The following is a 19,529-nucleotide window of genomic DNA, read 5'->3' on the forward strand; positions in this document are numbered from 1 at the left end:
GGAAGAAACACATGTTCGGAAAACGCGGCAACGAGGGCTCTCCAAAAAGCCAAAATACCGGACAGGTGGCATCCACCCCTGCCCCGTCGCCTGCTATGGCGACGCCGCGCCTGGACGCGACAGACACGCTGGTTCTTACACCACCTCCGACTGCCGCATCTTCACATTCGGCAGCGCCCCTGCCGCGCAAGCGGACACGGACGGATGACTACTATCAGACCAAGGCACAGGTCTTCTCGGCGCTGATCGACACGATCGATCTGTCGCAACTCGCCAAACTCGATACAGAGAGCGCACGCGAGGAAATTCGCGATATCGTCAATGATATCATCACCATCAAGAATTTCGCGATGTCGATTTCCGAGCAGGAAGAACTGCTGGAAGACATTTGCAACGACGTTCTGGGTTACGGTCCGCTGGAGCCACTTCTGGCTCGCGACGACATCGCCGATATCATGGTGAATGGCTCCGGCCAGACCTTCATCGAAGTCAACGGCAAGACTATCGAATCCGATATTCGCTTTCGTGACAACGCTCAGCTTCTGTCTATCTGTCAGCGCATCGTCAGTCAGGTCGGACGTCGCGTGGATGAATCGAGCCCGATTTGTGACGCCCGCCTGCCGGACGGCTCACGCGTCAACGTCATCGCGCCGCCTCTTGCCATCGATGGCCCGGCACTGACCATCCGAAAGTTCAAGAAGGACAAGCTCACACTCGACCAGCTGGTGCGCTTCGGTGCGATCACGCCGGAAGGAGCGGTTCTGCTGCAGATCATTGGTCGTGTGCGTTGCAACGTGGTCATCTCAGGCGGCACAGGTTCGGGTAAAACGACGCTCCTCAACTGCCTGACGAGCTATATCGACAAGACCGAACGCGTTATTACCTGCGAAGACACTGCCGAACTTCAACTTCAGCAGCCGCATGTGGTACGGCTGGAAACGCGCCCGCCGAATATCGAGGGTGAAGGCGAGATCACCATGCGTGACCTCGTCAAGAACTGCCTGCGTATGCGGCCTGAGCGCATCATCGTCGGCGAAGTTCGCGGACCCGAGGTCTTCGATCTGCTGCAGGCTATGAACACCGGTCATGACGGCTCCATGGGAACAATCCACGCCAACACGCCGCGTGAATGCCTGAGCCGAATGGAATCGATGATCGCCATGGGCGGCTTCAGCCTGCCTTCAAAAACCGTGCGAGAGATCATTTCGTCATCGGTGGATATCGTCATTCAGGCTGCGCGCCTTCGCGATGGCTCACGCCGCATCACCCAGGTGACAGAGGTTCTGGGCATGGAAGGTGACGTGATCATCACCCAGGATCTGATGCGTTACGAAATGGACGGTGAAGACGCCAATGGCCGGATCATCGGTCGTCACGTGTCGACCGGTATCAGCAAACCGCATTTCTGGGACCGCGCCCGCTATTTCAACGAGGAGAAGCGGCTTGCCGCAGCGCTCGATGAAATGGAAAGCAAGTCTCAATAGAGTAGTGAAAGAGAGTTTTTCCGGCGTCGTGATGATGTCACGCTCTCAGGCCAAGGCGAATGAAAATGAACATGACGGTGATGCTGCTTGTGATCCTCGTCGCCGTTTCGGCAGGAGCGATGGCCTATGTCTTCCTGTTCCCGCAGATCGAAGTCGAGAAGAAAACCGCAAGCCGTGTCAGCCGCGTCAAGGCCGCGGAAACCGACAAGGACAAGATCAAGGTTGCCCGCGACCGCGTTCAGGAACTGAGCAAGCGGCGCAAATCCGTGCAGGACAACCTGAAAGATCTTGAAAAGAAACAGAACGAAAAAAACAAGGACAGAAAAGACAAGAGCGTGCGCGCGAGGCTCATTCAGGCCGGTCTGACGATGTCTGTCAAGAAGTTCTATGTACTGGGTGGTGGTCTTGGGCTTGCTGTTTTTCTGGTCGCCCTGATGTACGGCGCACCTCTTCTTCTGGCGCTGGGTGGAGGTATCGTTGGCGCACTCGGCCTGCCGCGGTGGGTGCTCGGCTTTCTGGTCAAGCGAAGACAGAACAAGTTTCTCGAAGAGTTCCCCAACGCGCTTGATGTGATGTATCGCTCCATCAAATCAGGTCTGCCGTTGAACGACTCTGTTCGGTTGATTGCTTCGGACGGGCAGGAGCCGGTCAAAAGCGAGTTTCAGCGAGTGGTGGAAGCGCAGCAAGTGGGCATGAGTATTCCGGAAGGGATCAACCGTATGATGCTGACCATGCCTTTGCCGGAAGTGAACTTCTTTGGCACCGTCATCACCATCCAGGCACAGGCAGGCGGTAACCTTTCCGAAGCGCTGGCCAATCTTTCCAAAGTGTTGCGCGAACGGCGCAAGATGAAGGCCAAGGTGGCCGCTCTTTCCATGGAGGCCAAGGCATCCGCCGTCATCATCGGTGCCCTTCCCTTCATCGTGGCGACGCTCGTCTATCTCACGTCGCCGGACTATATCATGGTGCTGTTTACCGATCCGCGTGGTCATCTCATTCTGGGTGNCTCGGCAATCTGGATGTCCATCGGTATCGTCGTCATGCGCCAGATGATCAACTTCGATATTTGAGGCGGAAAAGCATGTCGCAAGAACTCGTATCGAACCTGACCAACCCGCACCTGATCATCGCCATTCTCGTTTCTGTCGCCGTGTTTGCGACGTTTTATACGCTTGCCATTCCGTATTTAGAAAAAGGCGATCTGAACAAGCGCATGAAGGCAGTGTCCACGGAGCGGGACCAGATCAGAAGCCGGGAACGCGACCGCATGAACGAAGCGGCCAAGAGCAGCAAGGCATCGCTACGCGCCAACAACAACAAGTCGGCGAGCCGGATTGTCGAGCGCTTCAACCTGCGTGAAGCTCTGATTGACGCCAATACCGTCAACAAGCTGCGCGCTGCGGGCTATCGATCCCAGAATGCGCTGAACACGTTTCTCGCAGCACGGTTTATTCTTCCGTTCGTCTTTCTCATATTGGCCTTTTTGTGGGNTTTCGTCATGGGAAACCTGCCTGAACGACCATTTGGCGTGCGCCTGATGGTGGTTCTGGTCGTTGGTTACCTTGGCTTTTACGCGCCCAACATCTTTGTTTCCAACCAGATGTCCAAGCGCCAGAAATCCATCAAACGCGCTTGGCCTGATGCCTTGGACCTGATGCTGATCTGCGTGGAGTCAGGCGTCTCCATGGAAGCCGCGATGCGCCGTGTAGCCGAAGAAATGGCTGACCAATCGCCTGCGCTCGCAGAGGAAATGGTTTTGACGACAGCGGAACTTTCGTTCCTGCAGGACCGGCGTACAGCACTCGAAAACCTCGGGCTTCGCACGCAGCTGGATGGTGTTAAAAGCGTTGTCCAGGCGCTTATCCAGGCTGAGCGCTATGGTACACCCTTGGCTCAGGCGCTACGCGTTCTGGCGCAGGAAGGTCGTGACGAGCGCATGAACGAGGCGGNAAAAAAGGCCTCTGCACTACCACCGAAACTGACGGTGCCGATGATCCTGTTCTTTCTACCCGTCCTGATCGCGGTTATCCTCGGCCCTGCCGGTATCCGCGTATCCGACTCGTTCTGAGATCGGCCCCGGCGCAAACGAAAAAGGCGGCCATGGTGGCCGCGTTTTTTGTTTGCATAGAACCATCAGTTCGTAGCGGTTTTCTTGTTTTTGTCCGAGAGTTGCGACCATGCGTTCTGCTGGGACAACATACCTCTGAGATACGTCAGATTGGCCTGTGCCTGCTGAGCCGACAGTTCTTGCACGGCGATGCGTTCCGCCTCTTCGAAGCGTCCTTGAAGGCCGACGACAAGCGCGAGGTTCTGCCGGATTCGGCTGTCGGCTCCCGGCTGCGACGCTGCGGAGCGCATATAGGTTTCAGCTGTGCGTGGGTCGCTCTGGAGCACGTAGGACATGCCGAGATTGGAAAGAATGCTGGGATCGTTGGGCTTCAGGTCTAAAGCCTGACGATACTTGGAGCGCGCCTCATTCGAGCGGCCGAGTTGATCCAGAACCGCACCTTCGGCGGAATAAAGACGCCAGTCGGGGCGATCCGGTGTCTGCGCGCGGTTGATGGTGTTGAGCGCCTGCTCCAGTTGCCCGGCAGCGGCCTGCGCCTTACCATAGGATGCGAGCACTTCACGATCAGACGGGTAGGCGATAGCAACCTGCTGCATGACGGCGAGCGCTTGGGTGTTCTTGCCGGTCATCATGAGAAGGTTGGCGTAGTTGAGACCGGTGTTGCGGTCCTTCGGATTTGCGGCATAAGCTCGTCCGGTGGATGCTTCCACTTGGCGCAACTGATCCATGTTCATCTGATCATAGGAGCGCGAGACCGCCGGGATAGACCCTGTCGACATGCGATCCGGTTTGGTGGTGGAGCAGCCTGCGAGAGCAAGGGCCAGCGCAGCAGCGCACACACCGCGCAGTAACGTCGTCGAACGGGCTGAAATGTTGGAAACAGCAATCATGACATTGCCCCGGCTCTCGGGTTGGATCGGAAAATTTTCGGCGCGACGTGATTTCCCTCGACGCAACCCTCGCTCCAGCAATAATCTGTTAACCCTAACAGAGTGTTAATTTGCTGATTCCATACCTTTACGAAAGCAGCCCATGNCCCCCTATCAATTTATTGAACGCACCACACCTTTCAGTTCAAAAGCGGGCAAAACGCTACCGGTCTTCGCCGTCACGCCTGCCCATATCGAACAGGGTGCGATTGATCCGATTGCGCTGGATTGGGCCCACAAGGCGGGCTTTAAAGCCGAGGCAGGCGCGATTCTTCTGATACCCTCGGCGGAGGGCGCATTGGGCGGCGCACTTCTCGGCCTTGGTACCAACCCTTCCGAGCTTCCTTTCATTACCGGCAAACTGGCGAGGGAGTTGCCCGAGGGCGACTGGCATATTGAAACCGCGCCACTCACGGTCAACCGTCTGATGCTGGGCTTTGGCCTTGGCGCCTATCGTTTCGACAAGTACCGCGCGGTGAAGAGCAACGGCGCAAAGCTGCTCATTCCACGCGATGCCGAAGATGCAGAAATCAAGCGTATTCTGGCCGGTGTCTATCTGGCGCGCGATCTTATCAACGTCCCCGCCAACGACATGGGGCCGGACGAACTAGAAATCGCATTTCGCAGTCTGGCTGCCCATTACAAGGCGCAGTTTAGCGTCATAGCCGGTGAAGACCTGCTGAAAGAAAACTTCCCATTGATCCACGCCGTTGGCCGCGCAAGCGAAAGCGCGCCACGTCTGTTGGAAATGACCTGGGGCAAAAAGGGCAATCCAAGCCTGACTCTGGTCGGCAAGGGCGTTTGTTTCGACACGGGCNGGCTCGATATCAAGCCGTCATCGTCCATGGCTTTGATGAAGAAGGACATGGGCGGAGCGGCTAATGTTCTCGGCCTGGCGCTGATGATCATGGATGCGCGCCTTCCTATCAACCTGCGCGTCATTGTGCCGGCGGTCGAAAACTCCATATCGTCTAATGCCTTCCGCCCCGGCGATATCTATCAAAGCCGCAAGGGCCTGACGGTTCAAATCGACAACACGGATGCCGAAGGCCGTCTCGTTCTGGCCGATGCACTGGCCTATGCCGATGAAGATGCGCCTGATTTGATGATCGACATGGCAACGCTGACCGGCGCTGCCCGCGTTGCGCTCGGCCCGGACGTACCACCATTTTTCACCGATGACGAAGACCTTGCGCACAGCATTGCCGATGCCAGCATAGATATGGACGATCCCTTGTGGCGCCTCCCGCTTTACATGGGTTACGACAAGGACATCCGCTCACGCGCAGCCGATATCACCAACGCGCCTGCCGGTGGCATGGCGGGTTCGATCACCGCAGCCCTCTTCCTGAAGCGTTTCGTAACGCAGACCAAGAAGTGGGCGCATTTCGATATTTACGGCTGGTCTTTGAGCGAACGTCCGTACTCTTCCATCGGTGGCGAGGCACAGGCGATACGGGCGCTGTTCCACTACATCTCGCGCAATTTCGCTAAGAAGTAGGCTNAAAGATGAGGGTGGAAAACCGCCCTCATCTCACACCTTCACATCTTGGTTCTTGCGGTCTTCATGACCNAAAAACTTCAGGTAACGCTGAACCTCTCCAGGTTCTCCGGTTGCCTTTTGCGGATTGTCGGACAGTTTCACGGCAGGTCGGCCATTCGCATCGATAACCTTGCAGACGATGGAAATCGGTTTCAGGCTCTCGATTGTCTTGGGTGCGCAGCCAGCGAAATCATTTGTCAGGTTGGTACCCCAGCCAAAGCCCATCCGCACCCGGCCTTCGAAATGCTTGTAGGTGTCGATGATGGCATCCACATCAAGACCGTCCGAGAAGATCAAGAGCTTCTTTTTCGGGTCACGGCCCACCTTCTGCCACCAGTCGATGATCTTCTCACCGCCTTCGATCGGGGGCGCACTGTCGGGGCGGAAACCGGTCCAGTCCGCCACCCATTCCGGCGCGTTGCGCAGAAAGGCTGCGGTTCCGAACGCATCGGGCAGCACGATCAAAAGGTTGCCGCCATAGAGCCGGTTCCAGTCCTTCATCACCTGATAGGGCGCAGCGGCCAGTTCCTCATCANTTTGCGCCAGAGCAGCCACAACCATTGGCAATTCATGCGCATTGGTGCCGACGGCCTCAAGGTCTGAATCCATGGCAAGCAATACGTTGCTGGTACCGGTAAAGGCAGGACCAATGCCTTCTTTCAGGGCTTCCACACACCAGCGCTGCCATAAAAAGCTATGACGACGGCGCGTGCCGAAATCCGAAATGCGTAGACCCGGCAGCTCGCGAAGGCGCTCCACCTTTTCCCACATCTTGGCTTTCGCGCGGGCATAGAGAACGTCGAGTGTGAAGTAGCCGAGGGATCGCATGGCGCTGCGCGACCGCAACTCGTTGATGATGGCAAGGGCCGGAATTTCCCACAGCGTCGTGTCCATCCAGCGTCCGTGAAAATTCAACTCGTACTGGCCATCACGCTTGAAAAGCTCGTATTCCGGCAGTTGATAGCTATCCAGCCAAGACAGGAACTCAGGATCGAATATCTGCGAGCGGCCATAAAACGTATTACCTGCCAGCCAGATTCTCTCCTTTTTGGAAAGCCTCAACGTCCGGGCGTGGTCCAGTTGCTCACGCAGTTCCGTCTCATCGATTTCATCGGCAAGCTTGACTGTCTTGGTGCGATTGATTAGCGAAAATGTCGCGTTCACATCCGGGTATAGTTTCCAGATCATCTGCAACATCAACAGCTTGTAGAAATCCGTATCGATGAGGCTGCGAATGATGGGGTCCAGCTTCCAGGTGTGATTGTGCACACGGGTCGCTATATCTGTCTTCGTCATTGCTGCTGCTATCCCCCGCACCGGCAGAGCCGGTTTTGCCGCGCATTTGAGAAGGCATCACGCCTCCCGAAGCCTGATCCGCTCCCGACACAAGACTTATCTGATAAAACCTTGGCAAGTCCAGACCGGTTCGGGCAAAGACGGTTCTGCCCTACCGATCAAAAATCGACAGCAGGAGGATTGATGCCGGGATACCAGTCTTTCGACGTCGGCACACGCGTTCCTGTCATTGAGACCCCTGGCGAGCCTGAGCACCGGTAACCTTGCACCGGCAAACCACGGCTCCCGAACACGTCACGATAGGGTCCATCGGGATAACCGGAATTCACCGTGGTTGAATGGCAGGTGTAACGCTCCTTGGGTTGAAGCGTCTTGGGGTCCTTTACACCGGGAAGATTGGTGTAGGCATCAGGAGCAGGCATATAACCGTTCTCATAGACTGTCTGAGCCTCCGCGGCTGTCGCCGAGACGAGTCCCGCGAAAACCAGAGCGGAGATCAGTGTTGCTAGCCTTGCCATTTATCACGCCCTGCCTTCAGTTGCATTTCTATCATATAGGGGCAGGAGAAACGAAAACAGCAGCTCCAACGAAACGTTTTCGTGAAAATATCAGGGGCGGCGGAAGCCTGTCGGCATCTCGTAGAGCCAACCAATACGCTTGATCGCCTCATCCAGATTTTCCCGCGACACATTCATGGTGTGGCCATTGGCATGAAGCAACGTTTCTTCGTCTTCCATGATACCGACATGACCTTTCCAGAAAACGAGATCGCCACGGCGCAGTTCGTCACGGTCAATCGGTGTCCCGAGCGATCTGACCTGCATGTCTGTATCTCGCAGAACCGACCTTCCCGTCATAGCCATGGACAGTTGCACCAAGCCGGAGCAATCGATACCGAAACCGGAACGTCCACCCCACAGGTATGGTGTTTCCAGAAACCGTAGCGCCACCGAAACGTAGTCAGTCGTTGCTGGCTGGTCTACAGCAAGGCAATGGGCGGCGATGACGCCCTGGCCTTTTTCCGTCATCAGATAACGCGTACCGCGTGTTTCAGCCTCTCCCACGAAGGTCACGCAACTACCCATGGATAGTGCCGCAACNGGGGGCTTTCGAAGTTCAGCCTCTGGATAAAGAAACGTGCGCGGAGCGACGATGCGGTGCGTGGCGGCGACACTCTCGCCAATCGTAGTCTCCGGCAGATATCCGGCATAGCCATCCGCGTCCGCCTGAACCCATGCCCAGCCATTGGCCCTTTCGAAAACATGCAAAGTCTCACCAAGCAGCAGTTCTGTATCGATCCCTGCGGTCATATCCGGTCTAGGGCGAAGACCGGTTACTGGAACCATCACCTGGGCAGGCGTGCCTGTTGCAAAAATCGAGGCCTYGACCTGCCCCTTCAATCTCTCGTCGGCCAGATCAGCACGGAAGATATGCAGACGGCGGTCGAGTGGCGGGTTTGCGAGTGTCATCTTGACGTCCTGATATGTTGGTCTCAGTGTTTATCGGTACTAAGCTTTACGTGCCTGATGGATAATAAGATCGCCTAATTTTTCGAGATAAAGCGCGCCTGCGACCGTGCGTTTTATCACCACATTGCGTTTGTCCCGCTGATCGCGCTCACGCTCCACCAGACCAATCGCGCCCATACTGTCCAACGCTCTGGTAATCACAGGCTTGGTGACGCCGAGCACCGAGGCCAATCCGCGGACGGTGTGGGGCGGCGGGACGAGATAGATATGCAACAAAACCGCCAGTTGCCGGGATGTCATATCCGGCGCGTCATCCTCGACCTGCGCCAGCACCACCCGATGCCAAAGGCTCAGCGCTTGCGTTGGCGATAACTCGACAGACAATTTCCCTCTCCGTCTACTTGGTGCTTCGCCCACATTCACTCTGATCTTCCCGCAAATCAATGAACAAAACAAAACCGCCGCCACTGTGACCACGCTGGAGCGCAGATAGTGGCGGCGGTTTCTTATCGCTCGTTCGAGCTTTGCGTCCCCTCTGGACTTGAATGTAGACATGCATGAAGCATGCCAGTTCAAAAAACCTTTAAATCAGGCTCACAGGAAGCACGACATAAACGAACGTCGCTTTANTTTTATGCAATGCACAAGTAATACGCATTCTGATCTCCCACCTGTAGAGGCGAGAGACGTTCTCAGAGGATCAAATCGCAGCAGTCTTTTTGGCTTCGACTTCATGCGCACGTTCACGCTTGTTATAACGGATCGAAGACCAGAGTGAGATGCCGATGAGCGTTGCGCCACCTAGGCCCGTGATGACTTCGGGAATATGGACAAGGCTCTGCACATACATGATAACCGACAGAATAAGGATGGCATAGAAGGCGCCATGCTCGAGATATCGGTATTCCGCCAGCGTTCCCTTTTCGACCAGCATGATCGTCATCGAACGCACATACATGGCACCGATACCAAGTCCGATGGCAATGATGAAGAGGTTCGAGGTTAGCGCGAAGGCACCGATGACGCCATCGAAGGAGAAACTGGCGTCGAGAACTTCAAGGTACAAGAACGCACCGAAGCCGCCCTTTGCCGCCCCTTCCAGCACCTGCTGGCTGCGATCGAGAATACCGCCCAGAACTTCGACCAGAAGAAAGGTCAAAAGGCCCCAGATAGCCGAGCTGAAGAAGACGTTGGCCGCTTCCGGCCCAAGAGCCGGATCAGCGCTGTTGGCTATAATGCGCGAGAACACCAGCATGATGATCAGCACGAAAGCGATCTCGATGCCCTTGATGGAGGAATAGGTCGCGATCTTCTCTTCGAACCAGCGAACCCAGTGGACGTCTTTTTCATGATCGAAGAAGAAGCTTAGGCCCACCATCATCAGGAACGTACCGCCGAAGGCAGCGATCGGCAAATGCGCGTCCTTCATGATCTGAGCATAGCGATCTGGCTCGGTTGCCGCCATGACCATGGCCGTCCATGGGCCGACATTGGCCGCGATGACGACGATGAGCAGCGGAAAGACGATGCGCATGCCGAAAACGGCAATGAGAATGCCCCAGGTTAGAAAGCGATGCTGCCATTCCGGCGTCATGTCTTTCAGCTTATTGGCATTGACGATGGCGTTATCGAAAGAAAGCGAAATTTCCAAGACGGCCAGAACCGCGCAGATAAAGAAGATGGTGGCCGTACCGCTGACGGTACCCGTCATCTGCCAGCCGAGATAACCGCCGAGGATGAGGCCGATAATCGTAACGATGAAGGCCCATTTGAAATAGGTGAGTGTGGATTTCGTGGCAGCAGTCATTACAGTACTCCCGCGCTAGCTGGGCGAACAGGAAAACGTGGAGCAGGCATGGCACAAAGCGCACGCATGGAATGCATGGTCAGATTTTTCATGGGTTTAAATCCGCCGGCGTCATAAGCAGGCGGTACCGACATCGCGAGAGCGCCGTAAAACTCTCGCCAGAGGGGCCCGGCACCAAAGTTCGGTTCCCAAATCCCGATGTCAGGGGATGGGAATGCCTTTGTTAGTCTCTCAACTTTTTGATCTCGTCAAGGTAAAAGTTGTTTTATCTGTCGTTTCATCAGCCAAATTCNAATGATTCATTCCATTTTGAAAATGGAAGTTGCGCTCCAGCATGTTGTCATATGATTTGATAAAGAGATATTATTTGTTCATTGCGAGCTTGGGCGCGATGCGATAGAGAAAAAGCCAGCGAATTTTCAATGGATGGAGACACGGGATGACGATTTCCTTCGACTTGACCGGTAAGACGGCCATCGTAACAGGTGCCAATACCGGGCTGGGACAGGGTATCGCCATAGCACTTGCAGGCGCGGGAGNCACCGTGGCTCTTGTTGGACGCTCGTCCATGATGGATACAGAGGCGGCAATTGCGGCAATTGGCGGCCAAAGTCACAGCATCAACGCTGATCTGTCATCCATTGCGNCCGTCGGGGACATCATCAGCGAAACCGTGCGTCTGTCTGGTAGCGCCGATATTCTGGTCAACAATGCCGGCATCATCAAACGTGCCGACTCGCTGGACTTCACCGAAGCAGACTGGGATGCGGTGATGGATGTGAACCTGAAGACGGTGTTTTTTCTCTCTCAGGCTTTCGCACGGCATCTCGTGGCGGAAAACAAACCGGGTAAGATCATCAACATCGCCTCACTTCTATCCTTTCAGGGCGGGATTCGCATTCCTTCCTACACGGCGTCCAAAAGTGGACTTGCCGGCCTGACCCGCCTTTTGGCCTGCGAGTGGGCGGGAAAGGGCATCAACGTCAACGCCATCGCACCCGGCTATTTTGATACCAACAACACCGAAGCCCTGCGCAATGACCCCGAGCGCAACGCGGCCATTCTGGCCCGCATTCCCGCGGGTCACTGGGGCAAGCCGGAGGAGATTGGCGGCGCAGCGGTGTTTTTGGCATCCGCAGCGTCGAACTATATTCATGGCACGGTGCTGCCAGTCGATGGCGGCTGGCTGGCGCGTTGATTAGATGATGTCATCAAGCGGCGGGCTCGCCAATTTTGCCTGCCGCCGCTTCAACGTGNTTTCGCGAAAGAAAATATAGAGGCCAGCCACAACGATCAGCCCCGCGCCGATGACGATGCTTGGCTGCGGAACATCCCCGAAGATCAGCCAGCCGAATACCGCTGCCCACAGCAACAACGTATATTGCAACGGCGCGACCGTAGCGGCATCCGCAAGCTTCAACGACCGATTGACCAAAACATGCGCCGTCATGGCGACAATGCCAAGGAGTGAAAGAAGCATCAGGTCGAAACTGGATTGTAACGGGACCCAGCCGGATGACGTCACGAAGACGGCGACGACACCGGCCAGAGCAGCACCAATAATCTGCCAGAAAGCCAGAACAGTATCCGGCGTATTTCTAAGCTGCCGACCTGAGAGCATCATGAACGCGAAAGCGGCACTGCCGAGAATGGAAAACAGGGCCGCTGGCGTAAGACTGGCAGCACTTGGCTTCAGAGCGATCATAACGCCGATGAAACCGATACCAATGGCCGTCCAACGCCGCCAGCCAACCTTTTCACCCAAGAGGAAGGGAGACAGTGCCGCGACGTAGATGGGTGCGGCCAGCCAGTAGGTCATGACATCGGCAAGGGGCAATGCGGTTACGGCGAAGTAAAAGCAGAAAAGTTCGGCCGTGGAGAAAAACACGCGCGCCGCTTGCAAAACCGGACGTTCGACCTTGATAAGACTGCCCAACCCAGCCCGCCACAAAATCGGCAACAGCACGACGATGGCAGCGGCGCTACGCACCATAATGACTTGGCCCAGGCTATAGGTCGAGACCAGCCACTTTCCCATGGCATCGTTTAACGCAAAAAGAAACATGCCGAGCAGCATGACGACAACACCCAAACCCGTGGGCGAAAGCTGGCGAAGGAAATTGGGCATTTTGTTTTTGAACTCCCTGGACGCCCATGACTCGGCGAGCCATCGCCCCAAGTCAAGCCCCGCAGAAAGGTGTATAAGCCTGTTTGCCCGGGCTACATCGACAAAAGCTGCGTCATCGCCGCTTGGAAGCGTCGGGAGATCGCTTCACGCTCGATATGCCTGCCTTGGCGCACGACTGCTTTGCCATTGATCCAGACCGTGTCGGGCTTGACCAGATTGCCGAATATCCATCCATCGAGCAAATGATCACCATCGAGATAGGGTGCGTTTTCGACACTCAACGATATGAAATCAGCCGGGTGATCTTTCGCTATATGGGCCTTCGCGCCCAGCGCCTGCGCGCCGCCACGAAGCGCGGCATCAAACAGGGTACGTCCAGTGGAGCCGTTGGCCGGTGCAATGACGTTGCGGGCACGCTGCGACAGGCGCTGAGAATATTCCAGTTGACGCAATTCGTCGCTAGCACCGATCAGCACATTGCTATCGGACCCGATACCGAACACACCGCCAGCGGCCAGAAATTCAGGCGCGGCAAAGGTGCCGTCACCGAGGTTCGCTTCGGTAATGGGACACAGTCCGGCCACCGCGCCGGCCTGTGCCACACCCGCCGTTTCCTCCAGCGTCATGTGCGTGGCATGGATAAGGCACCAGCGATCTGTGACATCGCTATTGTCCAGCAGCCACTGCACGGGGCGGTTGCCAGACCACGCAATGCAGTCTTCAACTTCTTTCACCTGTTCGGCAATGTGAATGTGCAGGGGTGCATCGGGCGTAAGCTGCGCCGCAATTGCCAGTTCTTCCGGTGTCACTGCTCGCAGGCTGTGGGGTGCCACCCCGACCACACTGTTTGGCATTGCGGCAACCGCATTACGGCAACCATCCACCAAGCGCGTAAAACTATCCGTGGAATTGATGAAGCGTCGCTGCCCCTCCACCGGCTCAAGACCGCCAAATCCTGAATGGGCGTAAAGCACCGGAAGCAGCGTCAGTGCAATCCCGGTTTGGGAGGCAGCAGCGGCGATGCGCTCGGCAAGCTCGGCGATATTGGCATAATGGCAGCCATCCGTATCGTGATGGAGATAATGGAACTCGCCGACACGGCCGAAACCGGCTTCGAGCATTTCCATGTAGAGCTGGGCGGCCACAGCCTCCATCTGGTCCGGCGTCATGGTCAGCGCGAAGCGATACATCAACGTTCGCCAGCTCCAGAAACTGTCCTGCGTGGCTCCACGCGTTTCCACCATGCCTGCCATGGCTCGTTGAAAAGCGTGGCTGTGCAGGTTCGGCATGGCAGGAACAATGACCTTTGCCCGCTCGTCACCCACCTGCGCCGCGACATCCGTTTCGAGCGAGGCGATTTGTCCATGCATGATTTTCAGGCGGACGTTTCTTGCCCAACCATCTGCCAACAAAGCGGTTTCAGCATGAAGGATCATATTGGCTCCTCANTTTTTAAGATCGTAGCTCTTGCCTCGCAATCCATTATGTATATACATATTNAACATAAGGGAAGGGAAAATCGAGCATGACCAGCAACTCCATTCCACACAACCACAGCAAGATTTCACTGTGGCGCAATGCCCATATTGCGACGCTTGCTCCGTCAATATACGGCCTCGGCATTATCGAGAGAGGTGCCATTGCGGTAAGAGATGGTCGCATCATCTTCGCAGGCCTTGAAGCGGAACTTCCGAGAGAATACGCAAGCCATGCCGACAGCTTCGATTGCGAAGGACGCTGGATCACCCCTGCCCTGATCGATTGCCACACCCACCTCGTTTTTGGCGGCAACCGCGCCATGGAATTCGAGATGCGCTTGAATGGCGCAAACTACGAAGACATTGCCAAGGCGGGCGGCGGCATCGTGTCGTCCGTTCGCGATACGCGGGCGCTATCCGAAGATGAACTGGTCGCGCAAGCCTTGCCGCGACTGGATGCGCTGGTGGCAGAAGGCATCTCCACCATCGAGATCAAATCCGGCTACGGGCTCAATATAGAGACGGAGCTGAAAATGCTGCGTGTAGCCCGCAAACTCGCAACGCTGCGGCCCGTGCGCATCGTCACCAGCTACCTTGCCGCCCATGCAACACCGGTGGAATACAAGGGCCGCAACGCTGACTATATCGCCGACGTCGTCTTGCCCGGACTGGAGCGCGGCCACGCTGAAGGCTTGATCGACGCCGTCGATGGCTTCTGCGAAGGCATTGCTTTTTCCGTTGAAGAGATGCGCTCGGTTTTCGATAAAGCCAAGTCGCTGGGCCTGCCAGTGAAGCTGCATGCGGAGCAGCTTTCCAATCTCGAAGGCTCGAAGCTTGCTGCATCCTACGGCGCTCTGTCTGCCGATCACCTGGAATATCTGAATGAGGCCGGTGCCGAAGCGCTCGGCAAAACCGGAACCGTTGCGGTATTGTTGCCCGGCGCGTTCTATGCGCTTCGCGAAACGCAGCTTCCGCCGGTTCAGGCTCTTCGCGATGCGGGTGCCGATATCGCGCTCGCCACCGACTGCAATCCCGGAACCTCGCCGCTGACCTCGCTGCTGTTGACCATGAATATGGGCGCGACGTTGTTCCGGCTGACGGTCGAGGAATGCCTGACAGCCACTACGCGCAATGCCGCCAAGGCACTCGGTCTGCTCTCTGAGACCGGAACGCTGGAGATTGGGAAATCCGCCGACTTCACGATCTGGAATATCGAGCGTCCCGCCGAGCTTGTCTACCGCATCGGTTTCAACCCACTTCATGCCCGTANTTTCAAGGGACGGATCACATCATGACCATCACTCTCCACCCCGGCTCCGTGCAGCTTGCAGATCTCGCAAATATCTACTGGAACAACGGTTCGGCAAAGCTCGATCCCTCCTTCGATGCGGGCATCGAGCGCGCGGCAAAACGCATCGCTGAAATCGCGGCGGGCAATGCCCCTGTCTATGGTATCAACACCGGCTTCGGCAAACTGGCCTCGATCAAGATCGATGCCGCCGATGTGGCAACGCTTCAGCGCAATCTCATCCTGTCGCATTGCTGCGGCGTGGGAGCCGCGCTGCCGGAAAATGTGGTGCGGCTGATCATGACGCTGAAGCTCATTTCGCTGGGTCGCGGTGCGTCCGGCGTGCGACTGGAGTTGGTACGACTGATCGAAGGCATGCTGGNAAAGGGTGTGATCCCTTCCATCCCGGAAAAGGGCTCCGTCGGCGCGTCCGGCGATCTTGCGCCATTGGCGCATATGGCTGCGGTGATGATGGGTGAAGGCGAAGCTTACTATGGCGGCGATCTGTTGCCTGCGGCAGAAGCGCTTTCCAAGGCTGGGCTGGAGCCTGTGGTGCTCGCCGCGAAAGAGGGCCTGGCGCTGATCAATGGCACGCAGACCTCCACCGCACTGGCGCTGGCCGGACTGTTCCGCACCCATCGTGCTGCGCAGGCGGCGCTGATTACGGGTGCGCTATCCACCGATGCGGCCATGGGCTCATCTGCGCCGTTCCACCCTGATATCCACACCTTGCGCGGCCACAAAGGCCAGATCGATGCAGGCGCTGCTCTCCGCAATCTGTTGGAAGGCTCGGAAATCCGCGTCAGCCATATGGAAGGTGATGAGCGCGTGCAGGACCCCTATTGCATCAGATGCCAGCCACAGGTGGATGGCGCCTGCCTCGACCTTCTGCGCCAAGTCGCACACACATTGCAAATCGAAGCCAATGCCGTCACCGACAATCCGCTGGTGCTTTCCGATAACTCGGTCGTGTCAGGCGGAAACTTTCACGCCGAACCTGTGGCGTTCGCTGCTGACCAGACGGCACTCGCCATCTGCGAAATCGGCGCCATTGCCCAGCGCCGTGTCGCATTGCTGGTCGATCCCGCCTTGTCCTACGGCCTGCCTGCCTTCCTTTCCAAAAAGCCGGGGCTGAATTCCGGTCTGATGATCGCCGAGGTAACCTCTGCCGCATTGATGAGCGAAAACAAGCAGATGTCCCACCCCGCATCCGTGGATTCTACGCCGACATCTGCCAATCAGGAAGACCACGTTTCCATGGCCTGCCACGGCGCACGCCGTCTTCTGGTGATGACGGACAACCTGTTTGCCATTCTCGGCATCGAAGCACTGTCTGCCGTACAGGGCGTGGAACTGCGTGGCCCGTTGNAAACCAGCCCGGAACTGCAAAAAGCCATGGCCGTGCTGCGCAACGTCATTCCGCCGCTGGATGACGACCGCTACATGGCCCCGGACCTGAAAGCAGCCTCTGAACTCATTGCGTCCGGTGCGCTGGTGTCGGTTATCTCAGACGGCATTCTGCCGAAGCTGGAGGCATGAGCATGCCTGNTTTCGAAACTCACCAAGGCTCCTCACCGATCATTCTCGGCCTGCCGCACACAGGAACCGATATGCCCCAGGATATCCAGGAGCGCCTGAACGACACCGGCAAAATGCTAGCCGATACGGACTGGCACATTCACGATCTCTATGCAGGGCTGCTGGATGATGCGAGCACCGTGCGCGCGACCTTCCACCGGTATGTCATCGACGCCAACCGCGATCCGCAGGGTTCCAGCCTTTACCCCGGCCAGAATACCACAGGGCTCGTGCCGACAACGGATTTCGATGGCAAGCCAATATGGAAAGCGGGCGAAGAGCCAACGCAAGCGGATATTTCCCATCGTCTGGCAACATTTCACGCGCCGTACCATGCAGCCCTTGAAGCGGAAATTGCGCGGGTGAAAGCCATCCACGGCATCGCTATTCTCTATGATTGCCACTCCATCCGCTCGCACATTCCGTTCCTGTTCGACGGTGCGCTTCCAGATTTCAATGTCGGTACGGATATGGGCCGCACCTGCGACCCCGCCATCGAAGCCATCGCCGTCGATGTGACAGCGAATGCGCGAGGCTACACCTCTGTACTCAACGGGCGCTTCAAGGGTGGCTGGACGACGCGGCAGTACGGACGGCCAGACAGTGGCGTTCACGCCATCCAGATGGAGCTGGCGCAATCCACCCACCTCGTCACAGAAACGCCGCCCTTCGCCTTTGACACCGAAAAGGCAACGAAGCTTCGCATTCACCTCAAAGACATTCTGACGCGCATGGAAGACTTTGCGCTGCACGCCAACGATAAGGGGAGACCATCATGACCAATCCACGCCACAACGAACGTGAGGTTCGCAGCCCCAGAGGCTCTGAGCTCAACGCCAAAAGCTGGATGACTGAAGCGCCGCTGCGCATGCTAATGAACAATCTCGACCCAGAGGTGGCCGAGCGCCCGCATGAGCTGGTTGTCTATGGCGGCATTGGCCGCGCCGCCCGCACCTGGGAAGATTTCGATCGCATCGTCGCCACGCTGAAGGACCTCAATGAGGACGAGACGCTGCTGGTGCAATCCGGCAAGCCGGTCGGCGTCTTCCGCACACACAAGGATGCGCCACGCGTATTGATCGCCAATTCCAACCTCGTGCCACATTGGGCAACGTGGGAGCATTTCAACGAGCTGGATAAGAAGGGGCTGGCCATGTACGGCCAGATGACCGCCGGTTCGTGGATTTACATCGGCACGCAGGGCATCGTGCAGGGAACGTATGAGACCTTTGTGGAGGCCGGTCGCCAGCATTATGATGGCAATCTCAAGGGCAAATGGATTTTGACCGGCGGTCTGGGTGGCATGGGCGGCGCACAACCGCTGGCCGCCGTCATGGCCGGTGCCTGCTGCCTTGCCGTGGAATGCGATGAAACCCGCGTCGATTTTCGACTTCGCACCCGTTACGTCGATGCCAAAGCCCATACGCTGGACGAGGCACTTGCACTTATCGACCAATGGACGAAGGCAGGCGAAGCGAAATCCGTCGGCCTGATCGGCAATGCGGCGGAGATTTTCCCCGAACTGGTCAACCGCATGAAAACTGGAGGCCCGCGCCCGGATATCGTCACAGATCAAACTTCTGCACACGACCCGATCCACGGCTATCTACCGGTTGGCTGGACCGTTGCCGAATGGCGCGCGAAACAAGAAAGCGATCCGAAGGCAGTGGAAACCGCTGCCCGCGCTTCGATGAAGCTCCAAGTTCAGGCCATGGTCGATTTCTGGAACGCGAGTGTGCCTACACTGGATTACGGCAACAATATCCGCCAGGTCGCCAAGGAAGAGGGTCTGGAGGATGCCTTTGCCTTCCCCGGTTTCGTGCCAGCCTATATCCGCCCGCTGTTTTGCCGTGGCATAGGCCCGTTCCGCTGGGCAGCGCTTTCGGGGGACCCTGAGGATATCTACAAGACAGATGCCAAGGTGAAGGAATTGACGCCCGGCAACACCCATCTGCACAACTGGTTGGACATGGCCCGCGAGCGTATTGCTTTTCAGGGTCTTCCAGCCCGTATCTGCTGGGTGGGTCTTGGCGACCGCCATCGTCTGGCATTGGCCTTCAACGACATGGTGAAAAGCGGCGAGCTGAAAGCCCCCGTAGTCATTGGTCGCGACCATCTGGACAGCGGCTCCGTTGCATCCCCCAACCGCGAAACGGAAGCGATGAAAGATGGATCGGATGCCGTCTCCGACTGGCCACTATTGAACGCGCTGCTGAACACCGCCTCAGGTGCGACCTGGGTTTCGCTGCACCATGGCGGCGGTGTCGGTATGGGCTTTTCCCAGCACTCCGGTGTCGTCATCTGCGCTGATGGGTCGGAAGACGCGGCACGGCGGCTGGACCGTGTGCTGTGGAACGACCCGGCTACCGGCGTCATGCGCCACGCCGATGCGGGCTATGACATCGCGCTGGATTGCGCCCGGGAAAAAGGTCTTCGTCTGCCCGGCATTCTCGGCAACTGA

The 19,529-nt window shown here is 57.1% G+C and carries 17 protein-coding genes; 9 read left to right on the plus strand and 8 right to left on the minus strand.

Annotation, left to right across the window (positions count from 1 at the left end):
* The first annotated feature begins 11 nt into the window (after window positions 1–11).
* The 3 genes from CUC55_RS09545 (at window position 12) to CUC55_RS09555 (ending at window position 3,552) form a co-directional block, all read left to right on the plus strand.
* On the plus strand, window positions 12–1,484 hold the full coding sequence (locus tag CUC55_RS09545; RefSeq protein ID WP_067649332.1) for a TadA family conjugal transfer-associated ATPase: 1,473 nt from the start codon (window positions 12–14) through the stop codon (window positions 1,482–1,484).
* Window positions 1,485–1,549: 65 nt separating this feature from the next.
* Complete coding sequence (locus CUC55_RS09550; protein WP_103087677.1) at window positions 1,550–2,554, plus strand: type II secretion system F family protein; 1,005 nt, start codon at window positions 1,550–1,552, stop codon at window positions 2,552–2,554.
* Between the two features lie 11 nt (window positions 2,555–2,565).
* On the plus strand, window positions 2,566–3,552 hold the full coding sequence (locus CUC55_RS09555) for a type II secretion system F family protein (RefSeq protein ID WP_103087678.1): 987 nt from the start codon (window positions 2,566–2,568) through the stop codon (window positions 3,550–3,552).
* Window positions 3,553–3,617: 65 nt separating this feature from the next.
* Here the strand turns inward: CUC55_RS09555 and CUC55_RS09560 are convergent, their stop codons facing one another.
* Window positions 3,618–4,442 (minus strand): tetratricopeptide repeat protein, encoded by an 825-nt coding sequence (locus CUC55_RS09560; protein WP_067649340.1) that lies wholly within the window; start codon window positions 4,440–4,442, stop codon window positions 3,618–3,620.
* Between the two features lie 142 nt (window positions 4,443–4,584).
* Between CUC55_RS09560 and CUC55_RS09565 the strand changes: the two genes are divergently transcribed.
* Entirely contained in the window at window positions 4,585–5,982 is a 1,398-nt protein-coding gene (locus tag CUC55_RS09565) for a leucyl aminopeptidase family protein (protein WP_103087679.1), read from the plus strand.
* Between the two features lie 33 nt (window positions 5,983–6,015).
* Here CUC55_RS09565 and pncB read toward each other — a convergent pair whose 3' ends face one another.
* From pncB to CUC55_RS09590, 5 genes are all read right to left on the minus strand, one after another.
* Complete coding sequence (gene pncB, locus CUC55_RS09570; protein WP_103087680.1) at window positions 6,016–7,320, minus strand: nicotinate phosphoribosyltransferase; 1,305 nt, start codon at window positions 7,318–7,320, stop codon at window positions 6,016–6,018.
* Window positions 7,321–7,478: 158 nt separating this feature from the next.
* Window positions 7,479–7,838: a hypothetical protein gene (locus CUC55_RS09575; protein WP_067649348.1), complete on the minus strand. Its 360-nt coding sequence runs from the start codon at window positions 7,836–7,838 to the stop codon at window positions 7,479–7,481.
* A 90-nt stretch (window positions 7,839–7,928) separates the two neighbouring features.
* Window positions 7,929–8,789 (minus strand): C40 family peptidase, encoded by an 861-nt coding sequence (locus tag CUC55_RS09580; protein ID WP_103087681.1) that lies wholly within the window; start codon window positions 8,787–8,789, stop codon window positions 7,929–7,931.
* 39 nt (window positions 8,790–8,828) lie between these two features.
* Window positions 8,829–9,173, minus strand: coding sequence for a MarR family winged helix-turn-helix transcriptional regulator (locus CUC55_RS09585; RefSeq protein ID WP_067649354.1), 345 nt, complete (start codon window positions 9,171–9,173; stop codon window positions 8,829–8,831).
* Window positions 9,174–9,489: 316 nt separating this feature from the next.
* Window positions 9,490–10,596: a DUF475 domain-containing protein gene (locus CUC55_RS09590; protein WP_067649357.1), complete on the minus strand. Its 1,107-nt coding sequence runs from the start codon at window positions 10,594–10,596 to the stop codon at window positions 9,490–9,492.
* A 439-nt stretch (window positions 10,597–11,035) separates the two neighbouring features.
* Between CUC55_RS09590 and kduD the strand changes: the two genes are divergently transcribed.
* The gene (gene kduD, locus CUC55_RS09595) at window positions 11,036–11,794 is read left to right on the plus strand and encodes a 2-dehydro-3-deoxy-D-gluconate 5-dehydrogenase KduD (protein WP_103087682.1); all 759 of its coding nucleotides are present in this window, start codon (window positions 11,036–11,038) and stop codon (window positions 11,792–11,794) included.
* On the opposite strand, the gene CUC55_RS09600 is transcribed toward kduD, so the two are convergent.
* Complete coding sequence (locus tag CUC55_RS09600; RefSeq protein ID WP_103087683.1) at window positions 11,795–12,724, minus strand: DMT family transporter; 930 nt, start codon at window positions 12,722–12,724, stop codon at window positions 11,795–11,797.
* A gap of 92 nt (window positions 12,725–12,816) precedes the next feature.
* Window positions 12,817–14,160, minus strand: a complete 1,344-nt coding sequence (locus CUC55_RS09605) for a formimidoylglutamate deiminase (RefSeq protein ID WP_067649366.1) — start codon at window positions 14,158–14,160, stop codon at window positions 12,817–12,819.
* A gap of 89 nt (window positions 14,161–14,249) precedes the next feature.
* Between CUC55_RS09605 and hutI the strand changes: the two genes are divergently transcribed.
* The 4 genes from hutI to hutU all read left to right on the plus strand — a co-directional run bounded on the left by hutI (window position 14,250) and on the right by hutU (window position 19,529).
* Window positions 14,250–15,497, plus strand: coding sequence for an imidazolonepropionase (gene hutI / locus CUC55_RS09610; RefSeq protein WP_103087684.1), 1,248 nt, complete (start codon window positions 14,250–14,252; stop codon window positions 15,495–15,497).
* A complete protein-coding gene (hutH, locus tag CUC55_RS09615) occupies window positions 15,494–17,029 on the plus strand; it encodes a histidine ammonia-lyase (protein WP_103087685.1) in 1,536 nt (511 codons plus the stop codon). Before hutI ends, hutH begins: the two co-directional genes overlap by 4 nt.
* Complete coding sequence (gene hutG / locus CUC55_RS09620) at window positions 17,026–17,847, plus strand: N-formylglutamate deformylase (RefSeq protein WP_103087686.1); 822 nt, start codon at window positions 17,026–17,028, stop codon at window positions 17,845–17,847. Before hutH ends, hutG begins: the two co-directional genes overlap by 4 nt.
* Entirely contained in the window at window positions 17,844–19,529 is a 1,686-nt protein-coding gene (gene hutU, locus CUC55_RS09625; protein ID WP_067649378.1) for a urocanate hydratase, read from the plus strand. Before hutG ends, hutU begins: the two co-directional genes overlap by 4 nt.

Source organism: Agrobacterium bohemicum (genome assembly GCF_002896715.1).
Lineage (GTDB): Bacteria > Pseudomonadota > Alphaproteobacteria > Rhizobiales > Rhizobiaceae > Agrobacterium > Agrobacterium bohemicum.